This is a genomic window from Bacillus cereus (genome assembly GCF_025917685.1).
GTDB classification, from domain to species: domain Bacteria; phylum Bacillota; class Bacilli; order Bacillales; family Bacillaceae_G; genus Bacillus_A; species Bacillus_A cereus_AT.
The window spans coordinates 1,752,080-1,769,410 of the sequence record NZ_CP089518.1; the positions used below are offsets into that span (position 1 = coordinate 1,752,080).

Here is a 17,331-nt window from a genome sequence, read left to right on the forward strand (position 1 = left end):
AAAATGACAAAAAAACCATATAAAGTAATGGCTCTATCAGCACTTATGGCAGTATTTGCAGCAGGAAACATCATGCCAGCCCATACGTATGCAGCTGAAAGCACCGTGAAACAAGCTCCAGTTCATGCGGTTGCAAAAGCTTATAATGACTATGAAGAATACTCATTAGGACCAGAAGGCTTAAAAGATGCAATGGAAAGAACAGGTTCAAATGCTTTAGTAATGGATCTGTACGCTTTAACAATTATTAAACAAGGTAATGTTAACTTTGGTAATGTATCATCTGTTGATGCGGCTTTAAAAGGAAAAGTCATTCAGCATCAAGATACAGCGAGAGGAAATGCGAAGCAATGGTTAGATGTATTAAAGCCACAGCTTATTTCAACGAATCAAAATATTATCAATTACAATACGAAATTCCAAAACTATTATGATACTTTAGTTGCTGCGGTAGATGCAAAAGATAAAGCGACTCTTACAAAAGGGTTAACTAGATTATCAAGTAGTATTAATGAAAATAAAGCGCAAGTAGATCAGTTAGTAGAAGACTTGAAGAAATTCCGAAATAAAATGACGTCGGATACGCAAAACTTTAAGGGTGATGCAAATCAAATTACATCTATTTTAGCAAGTCAAGATGCAGGAATCCCGCTTCTGCAAAATCAAATTACAACGTACAATGAAGCAATTAGTAAATATAATGCAATTATTATCGGTTCATCAGTGGCGACAGCACTAGGCCCAATTGCAATTATCGGTGGTGCAGTAGTTATTGCGACAGGTGCAGGAACGCCGCTAGGGGTCGCATTAATTGCAGGTGGTGCAGCAGCTGTAGGTGGTGGTACAGCTGGTATCGTATTAGCGAAGAAAGAGCTTGATAATGCACAAGCTGAAATTCAAAAAATAACAGGACAAGTTACAACCGCTCAATTAGAAGTAGCTGGATTAACAAACATTAAAACACAAACGGAGTATTTAACAAATACAATTGATACTGCAATTACAGCGTTGCAAAACATATCAAATCAATGGTATACAATGGGATCAAAATACAATTCTTTACTTCAAAATGTAGATTCTATTAGTCCAAACGACCTTGTTTTCATTAAAGAAGATTTAAACATTGCGAAAGATAGCTGGAAAAACATTAAAGACTATGCAGAAAAAATTTATGCTGAAGATATTAAAGTAGTGGATACGAAAAAAGCATAATAGTAATTAAACTGTTTCAGCATTATGTATAGATAAATGATTTTCAAATAATAGAGAGCTCCTGTTCAGTAGTGAGCAGGAGCTCTTTTTACCTCTAACGTTTCATATCCTCATAAAAAGAATAGGTGATAAGTATGCGTAATAATTTCTATAAAAAATGTCTTTTAACGATAATGATTGCTGGAGTCGCAACGAGTAATGCGTTTCCTTTACATCCTTTTGCAGCAGAACAAAACGTAAAGACACTACAAGAAAATGCGAAAAATTATTCTCTCGGACCAGCAGGATTCCAAGATGTAATGGCACAAACGACATCAAGTATGTTTGCAATGGATTCATATGCAAAATTAATTCAAAATCAGCAAGAGACTGATTTGAGTAAAATAAGTTCCATTAATAGTGAGTTTAAAGGAAATATGGTTCAGCATCAAAGAGATGCAAAAATTAATGCGGCGTATTGGTTAAATAATATGAAGCCTCAAATTATGAAAACGGACCAAAATATTATTAATTACAATAATACTTTTCAAGCGTACTATAATAGCATGCTAGTAGCGATTGATCAAAAGGATAGCGGTAAATTAAAAGCGGATTTGGAAAAGTTATATGCGGATATTGTAAAGAATCAAAATGAGGTAGATGTATTATTAGGGAATTTGAAAGCTTTTCGCGATAGAATGGCGAAAGACACAAATAGTTTTAAAGAGGATACAAATCAATTAACAGCAATTTTGGCTAGTACGAATGCAGGTATTCCAGCATTAGAGCAACAAATAAATACATATAATGATTCAATCAAAAAGAGTAATGATATGGTTATCGCTGGTGGTGTACTTTGCGTAGCGCTAATAACATGTCTTGCTGGCGGACCGATGATTGCAATTGCGAAAAAAGATATCGCAAATGCAGAAAGAGAAATAGCCAATTTAAAAGATAGAATTTCTGGAGCACAAGCAGAAGTAGCAATTTTGACTGATGTGAAAAATAAAACAACAAATATGACAGAAACAATTGATGCAGCAATTACAGCACTGCAAAACATATCAAATCAATGGTATACAGTAGGTGCGAAATATAATAACTTACTACAAAACGTAAAAGGAATGAGTCCAGAAGAATTTACATTTATAAAAGAAGATTTAAATACAGCGAAAGATAGCTGGAAAGATGTAAAGGATTATACAGAAAAATTGCATGAAGGTGTGGCGAAGTAAACAGTGGACTAGTTCCGCTGTTTATTTTTTTATCCCGTTTTTTGTGGAGAGCCGAGCATGTAATTTTATCCATAAGTTTGCTGTGCGTTTTATCAATGTGGCTTTCTATGAGAATTTGACTTGTTTTTTCATTTTGGGGTGGTAAAAAATTCTTAAGTTGATGGGCATGGGATAGCACCACATGCCATCAACTTAAGAACAGGAACTTACGCTTGAACATAATATCAAATTTAAATGAGCAAAGCTCTATTTCAAGTGAATAGAATCCACTCTTTAAGAATACATAAAATATATACATACAAGCTTAGTCTGATTACTACATCATTAGTGAAAGTAGGATTCTATAGATTTTGGAGGAAGAAATATGCAAAAAAAGGTTCTCCTGTTTACAGATTTGGGGATTGATGATGCGTTTGCTATACTGTACACCTTTTTTCGTAAAGACATTCAACTTGTAGGAATTGTAGCCGATTATGGAAATGTATCAAGAGAAAATGTATTAAGAAATATTAACTATTTGAAGTACATTGCGGGAAGGGAAGAGATACCTGTATTCCTTGGTGCTTCTGTACCGTTGACAGGTATAGTGATTCAGTATTTCCCTGAGGTACATGGAAAAGTCGGATTAGGGCCTATTATTCCCCCTGAAATTTCATATCCAGTTTATCCTTTAAATGATATTTATCAAATTATAGAATCAAATTTAGAAAATCTTACAATTATCAATTTAGGAAGACTTTCTTCGTTAGCTACGACTTTTGTATTGAATTTAGAAACAATGCGAAACGTAAGAGAATGCGTTTGCATGGGGGGAGCTTTTTTCTATCCAGGTAACGTAACTGCTGTGGCTGAAGCTAACTTTTACTCAGACCCTTATGCAGCAAACTTAATTCTGCAGCATGCAAAGAACTTGACAATTATTCCTTTAAATGTGACTCAACATGCGATTGTTACACCCGAAATGGTCCAGCAAATCGATGCATTTCACCGGAATACACAGGATCTTGCAGGACTCATCATCAAACCTATGTTAGACTATTATTATAAATTCTACTCCAAGTCTAATCCAGGTATAAGTGGAAGTCCTATGCATGATTTTGTGACAGTGTGGTATTTGCTGAATCAAGAGGCTGTGGGCCTTTCAAGAGTACCTATTAAAGTAATTCCTGACCAAGGAGAAGGATTTGGTCAAAGTATTGCAGATTTTCGTTTTACTACTAATCCAGGCTATAAAACGCATAATGTAGCTTTTCAGTTTGATTATGAAAAATTCAAGAAGGATATTATGGAAACGTTTTTAAAGAAGAGTGTGTAACAGACTTTATTAATTTCAGATAATACGGATTATGTGAATGTAATGCCACTTCACTTAACGTACAGGAATTCGACTTTATTAGGTTAAATTTCGCTTAGCATATAAAACTTCCAAAATGTTGGCTGTATCCCATCACTATCAAGCTAACAAAACAAAGTAAAACACCCCACTAAAATGAAAAAATCCGCGAATTTCTCAAAGTAATTAACTGCAGTGAAAGAAAATTTTCATTTCGGGGTTACATTAAAACTTTAGCTTGATGGCCGTGGATTTCGCAATCAAAATGTGAATTTCATACGCTTAAGGAATTTCTTTGTTAAACGTACATTAAGGAAGTTCCATAAACGATATTTAATATTTGTTATTGAAGGGTTTTGTTATCGTTACTATAAAAAGAATAAATATAAATCCATTTAACTGTTTCAAGATCATCTGTATCGAGTGTATGAAGCTGAAAAATAAAGTTTCATTGTAAAGACTAAATGGAATAGCAGTTCAGGTAGATAAAATTCGATAGTCGAAATTTCTTGCATAAAGCTGTATAATGCTTGTAACGAAAGGGAAATACAGGAAAGGATTTGTAATAAGTTACTATGGATAAGGATAAACAACAATTAAGCGTTGAAGTTGCAAGATTATATTATCAATCAGATTATAGTCAGCAAGAAATTGCTAACAAATTAAATATCTCAAGACCGACGATCTCTAGATTATTAAAGTACGCAAAAGAAAAAGGATTTGTTCAAATTAGTATAGCTGATCCATTTGCTGATTTAGATAACGTTGGGAATTTACTTAAAGAAAAGTACAACTTGTTAGAGGCACATGTTGTGTTTTCTCCAGTACCAGAATATGCAACGATTACGGAGTATATTAGTAAGTATGCTGCTGAGTATATGGAAAAGACAGTGAAAAACGGTGATATCGTTGGTGTAAGCTGGGGAATGACGATGTATGAAATCGCCAGAAAAATCGTACCTCAACATGTAAAAGGGGTAGAGGTTGTCCAATTAAAAGGTGGCATTAGTCACTCAAGTGTAAATACATATGCAAATGAGACCATCGCTTTATTTGCAGAGGCTTTTCAAACGACACCAAGAAATCTACCACTTCCAGTTATATTTGATAATGCGGTGACAAAAGAATTAGTAGAGCAAGATCGACATATTCATCACATTATTGAAATGGGGAAACAAGCAAATGTTGCGATTTTCACTGTTGGTACAGTGCGTGATGAAGCGTTATTATTCCGATTAGGATATTTAGATAAGGATGAAACGAACATTTTGAAAAAACAAGCTGTCGGTGACATTTGTTCACGTTTCTTTGATGGAGACGGAAATATTAGTAGCGAAGAAATTAATAAGCGTACAATTGGAATTGAGTTAGAGGAACTTAAATTAAAGAAACGTTCTATTTTAGTTGCAGGTGGCAATAGAAAAATAAAAGCAATTGATGGTGCGTTACGCGGTGGGTATGCAAATGTATTAATTATCGATCAGCATACAGCAAAAGAATTGTTACATTATCAAAAAGGTTAGAAATAAAAGGTTTTCTCAAAATATTAATTTTGAGAAAGCCTTTTATTTTTAGTATGAATAAATCAATGTGTAGTACCTTGTAAAGTATTTGTAAGGAACGCTCTTTGATTGATCTCCTTTTTCAAAAATTAGTGAATTAGCCATAATATCTCTATCTACAAAAGTCCATCCATCTTGCTCCATCATATCGATAAAAGGTTCCATTTTTCCACGCTTTACTAAGTAGGGGTATTGATTATCTATCGGTTCTACTTCCACCATTTCTTTGTCTTGAATAACCATCTTAGACATAGCCAAAGCAAATGGAATGGGGTTTCCTTCTTGGAAAATAACATCCCTTTTATAAAAAATAAATATGGATAGTGAGGTGCATACTAGCAATGTGAATATAAAGAATTTTGACTTAAACAATTGGTTCACATCCTTTATTTACAAGCTTATACTACTTTCAATGTATTACAAGAAATTCCCTTCTGAAAAAGAATGAACAGAATTTCAAAAGTGTATTTACATTTGTTCAACTAAGAGTTAGAATGAAGTTGTTAAAAGATATGAGGAGTGAAGATAATGAATATTGCAAAGTTAATTGACCATACAATTTTAAAAGCTAATACTACAAAAGAAGATGTTATGAAAGTAATCGAAGAAGCAAAGGAATATAAATTCGCTTCTGTTTGTATTAATCCTACATGGGTGAAGCTAGCTGCTGAAGAATTAGCTGGACATGATGTAGACGTTTGTACTGTAATCGGTTTCCCATTAGGAGCAAGCACTACTGAAACAAAAGCATTCGAAACAAAAGATGCTATCGCAAAAGGTGCAACTGAAGTTGATATGGTAATCAACGTAGGTGCTTTAAAAGATGGCGACAATGAGTTCGTTGAAAAAGACATTTATGAAGTAGTACAAGCAGCAAAAGGAAAAGCTCTTGTAAAAGTTATTATTGAAACTTGCCTATTAACAGACGAAGAAAAAGTACGTGCTTGTGAATTATCAGTAAAAGCTGGCGCTGATTTCGTAAAAACTTCAACTGGATTCTCAACTGGCGGAGCAACTGCTGAAGACATCGCATTAATGCGTAAAACAGTAGGACCAAACGTTGGTGTAAAAGCATCTGGCGGCGTTCGTACACGTGAAGATGCAGACAAAATGGTAGCGGCTGGAGCTTCTCGCGTTGGAGCAAGTGCTAGTGTTGCAATCGTATTAAACGATGCAAAAGGTGCTACAGATAACTACTAATTAATAAAGTGTGAAAAGCAATAGATACACAAAGTATAGTGTATCTATTGCTTTAACAATTGAAAATAATGTAAGCGGATACGAATGGGAGGAGACGGCTTATGAAATACTTAATAGGTGTTTTTGGCCTCGTATTGATTTTAGGTATCGCATGGCTTGCTAGTAATAATAGAAAAAAAGTCAAATATCGCCCAATCATAACGATGGTTATATTACAATTCATTTTGGGATTTTTATTATTAAATACAAGCGTAGGGAATATATTAATTAGCGGAATAGCAGATGGTTTTGGAGAATTATTAAAATATGCCGCTGATGGTGTGAATTTCGTATTTGGTGGATTAGTAAATCAAAAAGAGTTTTCATTCTTTTTAAGTGTATTAATGCCAATCGTATTTATATCAGCTTTAATAGGTATTTTGCAACATATTAAAGTATTACCTATTATTGTGAAATCTATCGGTCTAGCATTAAGTAAAGTAAATGGAATGGGGAAACTAGAATCATATAACGCGGTAGCTTCTGCGATTTTAGGACAATCTGAAGTGTTTATTTCAGTTAAGAAACAACTAGGATTATTGCCAGAGAAAAGAATGTATACATTATGTGCATCTGCAATGTCTACAGTTTCTATGTCTATCGTTGGATCATACATGGTGTTGTTAAAACCTCAATATGTTGTAACCGCTTTAGTTCTGAACTTATTCGGCGGATTCATCATTGCTTCTATCATTAATCCGTATGAAGTTACAGAAGAAGAGGATATGTTAGAAGTACAAGAAGAAGAAAAAAAGACATTCTTTGAAGTATTAGGGGAATACATTATAGATGGATTTAAAGTTGCGATTACAGTAGCAGCTATGTTAATTGGTTTCGTTGCTCTTATCGCATTCATTAATGCAGTATTTAAGGGTGTAATCGGTATTTCATTCCAAGAAATTCTCGGTTATGTATTTGCACCATTTGCATTTATTATGGGTGTGCCTTGGCATGAAGCAGTTAACGCAGGTAATATTATGGCGACAAAATTAGTATCAAATGAATTTGTTGCGATGACAGATTTAGCACAAGGAAACTTTAATTTCTCAGATAGAACGACAGCGATTATATCTGTATTCTTAGTATCATTTGCAAATTTCTCTTCAATTGGAATTATTGCTGGAGCAGTTAAGAGCTTAAATGAAAAACAAGGGAATGTAGTCGCAAGATTTGGTTTGAAATTACTTTTCGGTGCAACGTTAGTAAGTTTCTTATCAGCAACAATCGTGGGCTTATTATTTTAATAGATTCATATAATATAAAAAGGAATGGTGATTGTAATGAGAATGGTAGATATTATTGCGAAAAAACGTGACGGCAAAGAATTAACGACTGAAGAAATTAAATTCTTTATTAATGGATATACAGACGGAAGTATTCCTGATTATCAAGTGAGTGCACTTGCAATGGCAATCTTTTTTAAAGATATGACAGATCGTGAGCGTGCAGATTTAACGATGGCAATGGTGGAGTCTGGAGAAACGATCGACTTATCAGCAATTGAAGGAATTAAAGTAGACAAACATTCAACTGGCGGTGTTGGTGATACAACTACATTAGTATTAGGACCATTAGTAGCTGCTTTAGACGTACCAGTAGCAAAAATGTCTGGTCGTGGTTTAGGACATACGGGCGGAACAATTGATAAATTAGAAGCGGTAGAAGGATTCCACGTTGAAATCACGAAAGAGCAGTTCATTGATATTGTAAACCGTGACAAAGTAGCTGTTATTGGACAAACAGGAAACTTAACACCTGCAGATAAAAAGATTTATGCATTACGCGATGTAACAGGAACGGTTAACTCAATTCCTTTAATCGCAAGTTCAATTATGAGTAAAAAAATCGCAGCTGGTGCTGATGCAATCGTACTTGATGTAAAAACAGGTGCTGGCGCATTTATGAAAACAGAAGAAGATGCAAAAGAATTAGCGCATGCAATGGTACGTATCGGAAATAATGTAGGACGTCAAACTATGGCTGTTATTTCAGATATGTCACAACCACTTGGTTTTGCAATTGGTAATGCTTTAGAAGTGAAAGAAGCGATTGATACGTTAAAAGGTGAAGGTCCAGAAGATTTAACAGAATTAGTACTTGTATTAGGAAGTCAAATGGTTGTACTTGCGAAAAAAGCAAATACATTAGAAGAAGCTCGTAAAATGTTAATTGAAGTTATGAAAAATGGGAAAGCAACTGAGAAATTTAAAGAGTTCTTAAGCAATCAAGGTGGAGACAGCTCAATTGTAGATAATCCAGAAAAAATGCCACAAGCGAAGTATGTAATTGATGTACCTGCTAAAACTTCAGGTGTTATTTCAAACATTGTTGCAGATGAAATCGGTATCGCTGCGATGTTACTTGGTGCAGGCCGTGCAACGAAGGAAGATGAAATCGATTTAGCTGTAGGTTTAATGTTACGTAAAAAAGTTGGCGATACAGTAAAAGAAGGCGAGCCATTCGTAACGATTTATGCAAATCGCGAAAATGTAGAAGATGTAAAAGTAAAAATTTATGAGAACATTTCTATCGCTGAAACAGCAGTGGCTCCTAAATTAGTTCATACAGTTATTACTGACTAATCATCATTACATTTACTTTGAGGAGGAAATAATATGGATAAGAAAAAATATATTGAAGAAGCAAATAAGATGTTATCAAAAGCATATATTCCGTATTCGAAATTTCCCGTTGGTGCAGCATTAGTTACGAAAGAAGGTAAAATCTATACTGGCTGTAATATAGAAAATGCTTCTTACGGCTTATGTAACTGTGCAGAAAGAACAGCAATCTTTAAAGCAGTATCAGAAGGTGAGCGTGACTATAGTTACCTAGTCATTACAGGCGAAACTGATGGACCAATTTCACCATGTGGTGCATGTAGACAAGTTATTGCTGAATTTTGTGATCCGAAAATGCCTGTTTTACTAACGAATGTAAAAGGTGATGAAAAAGAAGTGACGGTTGAACAGTTATTGCCGGGTGCTTTCACAATTGAAGATTTAAAATAAGTAAAAGCCATTCCACAAGGAAAAGTTGTGGAATGGCTTTTTTGTTTTTAAAAAATAGAATGTAACATTCTGTTCATATTCCGTTCATAAACATTCCGTAAAATAATTGCAGCGGATATGGAAAACGACGATATGAATTGTCGTTCTACAGCAGGAGGAATATAATGAAGAAATTATATAATGCAGCATTCATGTACTTAATTATTGGTTTATTATCAGGTGTATTTGCAAGAGAGTATACAAAAGCACAAGGAATTAAAGGATCTACTATGTTACAGCTAGTGCATACGCATGTATTAGTATTAGGGTTCATATTCTTTTTGGTTGCATTAGCTTTGTTTAAAGTGTTTCATGTACAAGAAACAAAAAGCTTTCACGTATGGTTTATTGTTTATAATGCAGGATTAATTTTTACTATCGCTACAATGGTATTTAGAGGTCTTCTACAAGTAAACGGAACAGACTTTAACGGTTTAAGCCATATGGCTGGATTAGCTCATGTCATTATTAGTGTCGGGCTTGTTTGGTTTATGATTTTGCTAAAAAAGTCTTTTAAATAGATAGGAGTGGAGAATATGAGTTTAGCACTTTTATCAAGTATCGTAGCAGTTTGTATGGCTGTTGGAGTGATGTTTCTTCGCTTTAAGTCAGCGAAAAAACCGGTAACGAAAAAGAAAATTATATTACCGCCAATCTTTATGAGTACTGGCGCATCGATGTACTTCTTACCAGAGTTTCGGTTAACATCGTTAGAAATAGTAGAGGCAATTAGCGTAGGACTTATTTTCTCTATATTTCTTATTAAAACATCTAAGTTCGAAATAAAGGGCGAAGATATATATATGAAACCGTCAAAAGCGTTCATATTTATTTTAGTAGGCTTATTAGCTGTACGGGTAGCATTAAAATCATATTTAAGTCAATCGATTGATTTGGCGCAATTAAGCGGGATGTTTTTCTTACTTGCTTTTGCGATGATCGTATCGTGGAGAATTGCTATGTATCGCTCGTATACTAAATTAGAAAAGACAATAAAAAGAGCTGGAATTTCTATATAGGAATTTCAGCTCTTTTTATGTTTTATACGATTGTTTTTTTAGCCTTGATTTCATTTGCTTAATTTTAAACGTATTTGAGCATCTTGTAATGCGACTGGTGTAACGTTAAGACCATTTTGATCAACGATTTTTGTGTTTAATAAAATGGAATCTAAGCTTCCACGAAATGTTTTTGTATAGTTTTGACGCAACATTTGTTGTTCTTGTTTTTCATCAACTGTTAATCCAGATGCTTTTTCTTTTTTTGATAATTCGTTAATACGGAATAAAATGTTTTGCATTTTGTTCACCTCTTATTTTAATTTAAATTAGTTACTTACTAATTTATAGTTATTTTATCCTATCTTTTAGAAGATGTCAATGCTCCTAAAAAATAACTGAACAACATAGGTAAAGGAATAGTTTATACATATGATAATGGAGGTTTAACTTTTTATATGAATACTATTAATTGACGAAAAATTATAACAATAATAAAATGAATAACAGAGGATAATTATCTTTAAAAACATACATAGAACACTAGGGGGATTATTATGAAGTCAACATTTTTTGCTCGAAATAGAGAACGATTAGCGAAAACATTACATGATGAATCTATTACTATTTTATTTGCTGGACAGGCACCTCATATGTCAGCTGATGCACATTATAAATTTATACCGAATCGAAATTTTTATTATTTAACGGGGATCGATGAGCCGAATGTTATTTTCATGTTAAAAAAGTTTGGGAATAGTGTAGAAGAGACTCTCTTCATTGAAAAATCAGATCCGGTGCTTGAAAAGTGGGTTGGAAAAACAGTTTCTAAAGAAGATGCAGAACAAATTTCATGTATAAAAAAAGTTGTATATATAGAAAGCTTTGAAAAGACAATGGCAAATACACTTTTCACAGAAAATGTGAAACATGTGAATTTAGATTTGGAACTTCGTGAGTGGAAAGGTACAGAGCCGAAAACGTTAGCGTTTGCTAAACATGTAAGAGAACAATATCCACACGTTACAATCGGTAATGTATACCCAAACATTTGTGAATTACGAGTGTTTAAAACAGAAGAAGAAATTGAAATCATAAAAGACGCTATTGCTGTTACTAAAGAGGGTATTTATAATGTACTGAAGCATGCAAAAGCAGACATGATGGAATATGAATTAGAAGCTCATTTTGATTTTACGTTGAAATCATCTGGCATTAAACATCATGCATTTAATACAATTTTGGCGAGTGGTAAAAACGCTACTGTGCTGCATTATGAAGATAATGATGCAAAAGTGGGACAAGGTGATCTAGTACTGCTCGATTTAGGTGCTCAAAAAGACTATTATAATGCTGATATTAGTTACACATTCCCAGCTAGTGGAACATTCTCTAGTCGCCAAAAGCAAATATATAATATCGTGTTAAAAGCATTAAAAGAAACAACGGAACTTATTAAGCCAGGTTTAAAATTCGCTGCATTAAATGAGCATACAAAAAAGGTGCTAGCAGAAGAATGTAAAGCAATTGGTTTAATTCAAGAAGACGAGGAATTAACGAAATATTATTATCACGGTGTCAGCCACTTCCTTGGTTTAGATACACATGATGTAGGAACGTACAAAGATAGAGTATTAGAAGAAGGTATGGTTATTACGATTGAACCAGGTATATATATTGAAGAAGAATCAATTGGAATTCGTATTGAAGATGATATTCTTGTCACGAAGGACGGATATGAAAACTTGTCAAAAGATATCATTAGAGAAGTTGAAGAGATTGAAGAGTTTATGAGAGAGAATAATGTAAATGTAAAAGAAGATGAAGTTGTTACGAAATAATGATTGGAAGAGGCGCTCAATTTTGGGCGCCTTTTTATTTTGCTTATTTTATATCTCCATATTTTCTTGAAAATTGCCTTCTATAATAATCGTGAAAAGAAAAAGGGGGAATTTTCCATGAAGAGATTTGTATTAACAGCAGTTACAGTCTCCGTAATATCTTTAATTGCTGCGTGTTCTGCGACTACAAATACAACAAATGCTCATAAAAATATGAATGATAAAAAAACAAAACAGACTGAAACGGCTACAAAGCCATTGAAAGTTATAAAAGGGACAGAAGTTACTTTAGTAGCGAAAGAAGAAAAACAAAAGCTAAGTAGCGGTGTTATTGTTCCAGTCTGGACATTTAATGGTTCATCCCCAGGTCCAGAAATCAGGGTGAAAAAAGGTGAAAAGGTTAAAGTGACATTAAAAAATGAATTACCTGCGCCAGTATCTATTCATTGGCATGGGTATCCTGTCCCAAATAACATGGATGGAATTCCAGGCGTGACACAAGATGCGGTTGAATCAGGAAAAAGTTTCACCTATGAATTTGAAGCGAACGTACCAGGAACATATTGGTATCATTCACATCAAGATTCTGTAAATCAACTAGATAGAGGCTTGTATGGCGCTCTTATTGTAGAGGATACAAATGAAAATTATGATAAAGATTACACATTAATGTTAGATGAATGGGTAACTGATAAAGAAAAAATTAATAAGCAGTTAAAAGAAATGACAAAAGGGCCAACAGGTAATAAATCTAAGGGTAATGAAAATACGAAAAAGAATGATGATATGAAAGGCATGGATCATTCCGGTATGGACATGAAGAGTGATAAAAAAGACTCTGGCAATATGGCAGGCATGGATCATGGAAATATGAAGATGGAAGGTCATGATATGAGTATGTATGACTTATTCACAATCAATGGTAAAAGCGGTGATTTAGTAGAGCCCTTAAAAGTGAATGAGGGTGATAAAGTTCGTCTTCGACTCGTTAATGCGGGTTATTTATCACATGATATACACGTTCACGGTCATGATTTAAAAGTAATTGCAACAGATGGTCAACCAATTAATGATCCAAAAGTTATAAAAGAAAAAGTAATTTCAATTGCACCGGGTGAACGTTATGATGTTGAATTTACAGCTAACAATCCTGGGAAATGGTACGTTGAAGACCATTCAGAAAATAAGGATGCAAAAGGAATGAAAGCTGTTATTGAATATGATGGAAGCAAAGAGATGAAAGACAAAGCAGATGAAAAAGAAAAATTACCGAAATTAGATATGACGAAATATGGTGCTAAAAGATTAGGTAGTTTCACGTTAGGCCAGCAGTATACTGCCACATATAATATGGACTTGAATACGCAAATGAATGGAAATGAAATGGTATATACAATTAACGGAAAGGTATTCCCAGATATTGACCCAATTTCAGTGAAAAAGGGTGACTTAGTAAAAGTAAAATTAGTAAATCGCTCTAAAGCGGACGATCATCCGATGCATTTACACGGTCATTTCTTCCAGGTGTTAAGTAAAGATGGAAAACCGGTAGAAGGTTCTCCAATTGTTAAAGACACTTTGAACTTAAAATCAGGAGAAGAATATGAAGTAGCCTTTGTAGCAGACAATCCGGGTGAATGGATGTTCCACTGTCATGATTTACACCATGCTTCAGCGGGGATGGTAACAGAAGTGAAATATACAGATTATAAATCTGAGTATGTTCCAAACCCTAATATTCCTAATAAGCCAGAATAACATAAAGCAGTTATCCATAGGATAACTGCTTTATGTATTTTAGTCTTTAGCGTTATGCATATGTTGATCATGCTCGGATGCAGGTGGAGGTGTATGATCTGGGAATGTTACGAATACAGTGAGAACAATTACTACGCCAATTGAGAGCGATAATAGAAACTGGCGATGGATATAAGTAGAAAAGGTTTCTGATAAAAGGTGAATCATACATGACATAGTTATCGTTATGGTAAGTAAGAGGCTAATGAACAGTATAATATGGGCTTGTTGAGCGTTTAACATCTCTGTAATCATAGCGCCCATCATACTTGCCATTAATCCAGAGAACATACCTTCTAAGGCAGTATAAAGGTGAAAGCGTAGACCGACTAAAAGACCGATAAACCCACTAATCAAAATAGCAAGCAAAGTAGAATGTAGTAATTCTCCTTTAAAGAGAATGCCTAAATAAAAACCTATACTTAAACCAATACACATACTAAAAGACATAATAAATACCATATACTCCATTAGGGTACCCTTACGTTTAGAAATATATGATGTAATAATAATCGAGATACAACAAAGTGTTAAAGTAGTTAGCGTATAAGCAAACATCATGATACCTCCCTGTCCTATCGTTCACTTCATCATATGTTCAAATGGAGAATACTTATGCTAATATATATCTGCAAATTATCTGCACAATTTAAAAACGGTATGCAGTAATGAAGGGAAGGACGCTCGATTTTTTGGCGTCTTTTTTGTCTATGAGCATGTGAAAGAAATTGTTATATAATGAGTTTCTATTGTGAAGCCATAAAGAATCAGCGTATAATATTATAGGTCTCACATTTTTGAGACAAACCGCGAATGATAAATAAGATTGTTGTTTTATCATCGTCTCTAAACATATATACAATGAAAGTAACACTGGAATACAGATAGGGAGTTAGAAGATGAAATTAATTATTGCCGAGAAACCAGATCAAGGTTTGGCTCTTGTTTCACAATTTAAATATCGCCGGAAAGATGGGTATTTAGAAGTAGAAGCAAATGAGTTATTTCCAAATGGAGCGTACTGTACATGGGCAATTGGTCATTTGACGCAGTTATGTAATCCAGAACATTATCACGCAGAGTGGAAAAAATGGTCACTTAATACGTTACCGATGATTCCAGAGCGTTTTCAGTTTGAGGTAACAAAGTCAAAGTATAAGCAATTTAACGTTGTGAAACAGCTGTTACATAACCCTCAAGTAACAGAAATTATTCACGCGGGCGATGCTGGGCGTGAAGGGGAATTAATCGTACGAAACATTATTAACCTTTGTAACGTGCAAAAACCAATGAAGCGCTTGTGGATTTCATCTTTAACGAAGCAAGCTATTTATCAAGGGTTTAAAAACTTACTAGATGAAGCAGATACGATTAATACGTATTACGAAGCATATACAAGATCCTGCGCTGACTGGGTTGTTGGTATGAATGCATCGCGTGTCTTTAGTATTTTGCTAAAGAAAAAGGGAATGAATGATGTTTTTTCAGCTGGACGTGTACAGACTCCAACATTGGCGTTAATAGTAAAGCGTGAAAAAGAAATAGAGAACTTTAAGTCAGAGCCATTTTGGGAAGTGTTTGCAACTTTTAATATAGAAGGAAAAAAATATGAGGGAAAATGGGAGAAAGACAATGAATCTCGCCTAAAAGACCCTGATATGGCAAATAAAATTGCGGCATTTTGCCAAGGTAAACCGGCTGTAGTAAAAGAAATGAAAACGGAGCGTAAAGAGTTTCAGCCGCCGTTTTTATTTAATTTATCAGCACTGCAAGCGACAGCGAATAAAGCTTTTAAATTTTCACCGAAAAAGACGCTTGATATAACACAAGCACTATATCAAAAAGGGATAGTTTCTTACCCACGTTCGGATTCTAACTATGTTACACAAGGAGAAGCAGCGACGTTTCCTGATATTTTACAGAAGTTAAGTCAGTTTGATGAATATAAAGGCTTATTGCCAGCACCAATTGAATCAATTATGAATAACAAGCGTTATGTGAATGAAAAGAAAGTTACAGATCACTACGCAATTATACCGACAGAGCAAGTTACAAATCCAAGCAAATTATCAGGTGATGAAAAGAAAATTTACGATATGGTCGTAAGAAGACTGATTGCGGCGCATTATGAAGTAGCAATCTTTGACTACACAACGATTACAACTCTTGTAGACGAACGTGCTGCGTTCATTTCGAAAGGAAAACAGCAAATTCAAGAAGGTTGGCGTAAAGTTATTTTCCAAGACGATAAAGATGACGAAACGATTCTTCCAATTGTAGCTGAAGGTGAACAAGGAAAAGTTGTAAAGGTGAAAGTGAAAGAAGGAAAAACACAGCCACCGAAGCGTTATACAGAAGGACAACTTATTACGTTAATGAAAACGGCGGGTAAGTATTTAGAGAATGAAGAGCTTGAGAAAGTATTAAAGAAAACAGAAGGTTTAGGTACTGAGGCTACTCGTGCTGGTATTATTACAATGCTGAAAGACCGTAAATATATAGATGTGCAGAAAAACCAAGTGTACGCAACCGATAAAGGAAAAGTATTAATTACAGCAATCGGTGATAAAATACTGGCTTCACCAGAAATGACAGCAAAATGGGAGCAACGCCTTGCGGAAATTGGAGAAGGTACAGCTTCACCAGCTACATTTATGGAACAAACGAAAAAGCTATCAGCTAAAATTATTGAAGATGCGGTGGAAATGTCGGAGAAATGGGATTTCACTGGATTACATGTTGAATCGATTGAACGAAAAGGATCGAAATTTACAACAGGTAAAAAGGTGGGGAACTGTAAAAAATGTGATGGCGATGTTATTGATAAGTCGACGTTTTACGGTTGTTCAAACTACAATACAACACAATGTGACTTTACCATCTCGAAGAAGATATTAAGTAAAACAATTTCGCAAAAAAACATGACAAAGCTTTTAAAAGGTGAGAAGACCGATTTAATTAAAGGCTTTAAAAAAGGTGAGAAAACGTTTGATGCGAAGTTAGAGTGGAAAGATAATAAGATTAATTTTGTGTTTGAGAATTAATAGTGTCAACAAATAAAAAAGTGCTTTACTGAATAAAAAAG

16 protein-coding genes are annotated in these 17,331 nt (G+C 34.3%); 13 read left to right on the plus strand and 3 right to left on the minus strand.

All coding sequences use genetic code 11. The features are described 5' to 3' along the window. Positions 1 to 3: 3 nt before the first annotated feature. From nheB to LUS72_RS09145, 4 genes are all read left to right on the plus strand, one after another. A complete protein-coding gene (gene nheB / locus LUS72_RS09130) occupies positions 4 to 1,212 on the plus strand; it encodes a non-hemolytic enterotoxin NHE subunit B (protein ID WP_000162968.1) in 1,209 nt (402 codons plus the stop codon). 134 nt (positions 1,213 to 1,346) lie between these two features. Continuing rightward, the gene (gene nheC, locus LUS72_RS09135) at positions 1,347 to 2,426 is read left to right on the plus strand and encodes a non-hemolytic enterotoxin NHE subunit C (protein ID WP_097831496.1); all 1,080 of its coding nucleotides are present in this window, start codon (positions 1,347 to 1,349) and stop codon (positions 2,424 to 2,426) included. Between the two features lie 364 nt (positions 2,427 to 2,790). Then, complete coding sequence (locus LUS72_RS09140) at positions 2,791 to 3,741, plus strand: nucleoside hydrolase (protein ID WP_264448832.1); 951 nt, start codon at positions 2,791 to 2,793, stop codon at positions 3,739 to 3,741. Positions 3,742 to 4,334: 593 nt separating this feature from the next. After that, complete coding sequence (locus LUS72_RS09145; protein ID WP_097831494.1) at positions 4,335 to 5,282, plus strand: DNA-binding transcriptional repressor DeoR; 948 nt, start codon at positions 4,335 to 4,337, stop codon at positions 5,280 to 5,282. Between the two features lie 48 nt (positions 5,283 to 5,330). Here the strand turns inward: LUS72_RS09145 and LUS72_RS09150 are convergent, their stop codons facing one another. Then, positions 5,331 to 5,693 (minus strand): hypothetical protein, encoded by a 363-nt coding sequence (locus LUS72_RS09150; RefSeq protein ID WP_000477042.1) that lies wholly within the window; start codon positions 5,691 to 5,693, stop codon positions 5,331 to 5,333. A gap of 156 nt (positions 5,694 to 5,849) precedes the next feature. Between LUS72_RS09150 and deoC the strand changes: the two genes are divergently transcribed. The 6 genes from deoC to LUS72_RS09180 all read left to right on the plus strand — a co-directional run bounded on the left by deoC (position 5,850) and on the right by LUS72_RS09180 (position 10,629). Beyond that, entirely contained in the window at positions 5,850 to 6,521 is a 672-nt protein-coding gene (deoC, locus tag LUS72_RS09155) for a deoxyribose-phosphate aldolase (protein WP_001017444.1), read from the plus strand. Positions 6,522 to 6,622: 101 nt separating this feature from the next. Next, positions 6,623 to 7,804 (plus strand): NupC/NupG family nucleoside CNT transporter, encoded by a 1,182-nt coding sequence (locus LUS72_RS09160; protein WP_070141767.1) that lies wholly within the window; start codon positions 6,623 to 6,625, stop codon positions 7,802 to 7,804. 36 nt (positions 7,805 to 7,840) lie between these two features. Continuing rightward, positions 7,841 to 9,142 carry a pyrimidine-nucleoside phosphorylase gene (locus LUS72_RS09165; protein WP_097831493.1) on the plus strand — a complete coding sequence of 434 codons (1,302 nt, stop codon included), beginning with the start codon at positions 7,841 to 7,843 and terminating at the stop codon, positions 9,140 to 9,142. Positions 9,143 to 9,175: 33 nt separating this feature from the next. Further along, positions 9,176 to 9,571: a cytidine deaminase gene (locus tag LUS72_RS09170; RefSeq protein ID WP_264448833.1), complete on the plus strand. Its 396-nt coding sequence runs from the start codon at positions 9,176 to 9,178 to the stop codon at positions 9,569 to 9,571. A gap of 164 nt (positions 9,572 to 9,735) precedes the next feature. Further along, positions 9,736 to 10,131 (plus strand): DUF2871 domain-containing protein, encoded by a 396-nt coding sequence (locus tag LUS72_RS09175; protein WP_097831492.1) that lies wholly within the window; start codon positions 9,736 to 9,738, stop codon positions 10,129 to 10,131. A gap of 15 nt (positions 10,132 to 10,146) precedes the next feature. Further along, entirely contained in the window at positions 10,147 to 10,629 is a 483-nt protein-coding gene (locus tag LUS72_RS09180) for a CcdC family protein (protein WP_097831491.1), read from the plus strand. Positions 10,630 to 10,679: 50 nt separating this feature from the next. Here the strand turns inward: LUS72_RS09180 and LUS72_RS09185 are convergent, their stop codons facing one another. After that, entirely contained in the window at positions 10,680 to 10,910 is a 231-nt protein-coding gene (locus tag LUS72_RS09185) for a DUF896 domain-containing protein (protein ID WP_097831490.1), read from the minus strand. 255 nt (positions 10,911 to 11,165) lie between these two features. Here LUS72_RS09185 and LUS72_RS09190 point away from each other — a divergent pair, with 255 nt between their 5' ends. Both LUS72_RS09190 and LUS72_RS09195 read left to right on the plus strand, forming a co-directional pair. After that, a complete protein-coding gene (locus LUS72_RS09190) occupies positions 11,166 to 12,449 on the plus strand; it encodes an aminopeptidase P family protein (RefSeq protein WP_097831489.1) in 1,284 nt (427 codons plus the stop codon). Positions 12,450 to 12,566: 117 nt separating this feature from the next. Next, complete coding sequence (locus LUS72_RS09195) at positions 12,567 to 14,207, plus strand: multicopper oxidase family protein (RefSeq protein WP_097831488.1); 1,641 nt, start codon at positions 12,567 to 12,569, stop codon at positions 14,205 to 14,207. Between the two features lie 39 nt (positions 14,208 to 14,246). On the opposite strand, the gene LUS72_RS09200 is transcribed toward LUS72_RS09195, so the two are convergent. Further along, positions 14,247 to 14,804, minus strand: a complete 558-nt coding sequence (locus LUS72_RS09200; RefSeq protein WP_097831487.1) for a hypothetical protein — start codon at positions 14,802 to 14,804, stop codon at positions 14,247 to 14,249. 341 nt (positions 14,805 to 15,145) lie between these two features. Between LUS72_RS09200 and topB the strand changes: the two genes are divergently transcribed. After that, on the plus strand, positions 15,146 to 17,290 hold the full coding sequence (gene topB, locus LUS72_RS09205; RefSeq protein WP_097831486.1) for a DNA topoisomerase III: 2,145 nt from the start codon (positions 15,146 to 15,148) through the stop codon (positions 17,288 to 17,290). The last annotated feature ends 41 nt before the right edge of the window (positions 17,291 to 17,331 follow it).